Source organism: Microbacterium sp. Leaf351, assembly GCF_001423825.1.
GTDB lineage: Bacteria > Actinomycetota > Actinomycetes > Actinomycetales > Microbacteriaceae > Microbacterium > Microbacterium ginsengisoli.
Genome location: NZ_LMPK01000024.1, coordinates 1 through 836 on the forward strand (window position 1 = coordinate 1; position 836 = coordinate 836).

Here is an 836-nt window from a genome sequence, read left to right on the forward strand (position 1 = left end):
CCCGCCGATCGCCGGCAAGCGACCTGACCACTCCGTCCATTCGCTGCGCAGCAAACGACGCGAACTGCATACGCTCGCAATCGATACGTTCGAGGCCGTCAGCCTGCAGTTAGTCGGTCGCTACGAGCGGGCGATGAGCAGAAAGTTCGTCTCTCAACCGCGCGAATGGCACGCGGCGCTCCGCGTTGCTCTCGGGGTCAAACTGAACATTGCCGGTGTCGCCCCGGACTGGTTGAGCGAGGCCCTTGCAGCGTTCGAATCGGAGGCACCGGAACAAGGAGTCAACGGGGCCCTTGTCGACCTAGTCGCACTTGTAGACGCGTACTCCCTCCTTGGGAGGACGGAAGAAGCCCAGCGAGTCTGTTTGAATATTTGGCGAACCGCTTTCGGGTTGGGGTCGCGGAACGATTACCAGCTTGCGCGTTGGGTGCAGTGGCTCGGCAGCGCCGCACCTCGGCTGGATAATCTGGACGACGAGGCGGCATGGCTAACGCGCGTGCTCGTCGCTGCCCAACCACTCACCGACCAAGGCATCGGCGCCGAGCACTTGCCAGAAGTTTTGGCCGGCGCATCCCCCCGGACCGCTCTCAACACGTTCGAGTACTTGGTCGCCCACGGCACCGTTTCTCACACGATTGCCATGGGGAACTTGCTCGCTTCGCTTCTCCGCCACGGTAGTTCCGACCGCGAGACGATTGAGTTGGTATCGGAGGTTACGGGCTCGATCGTTGCCGCCGCCAGCAACTCGTTCCATCCCGAGTTGGCCGCAGCACTCGCAGAACGGGCATCCCCCCGCCTCCTCGGTACTCTCAAGGCGGGGCTCCTGAAAGTCGCCC

Annotated in this window: 1 protein-coding gene; it reads left to right on the plus strand. The window is 63.0% G+C overall.

Translation table 11 applies throughout. The features are described from left to right. The coding region (locus tag ASG00_RS15380) for a hypothetical protein (RefSeq protein WP_162238370.1) at positions 1-836 on the plus strand (836 nt) is incomplete at both ends.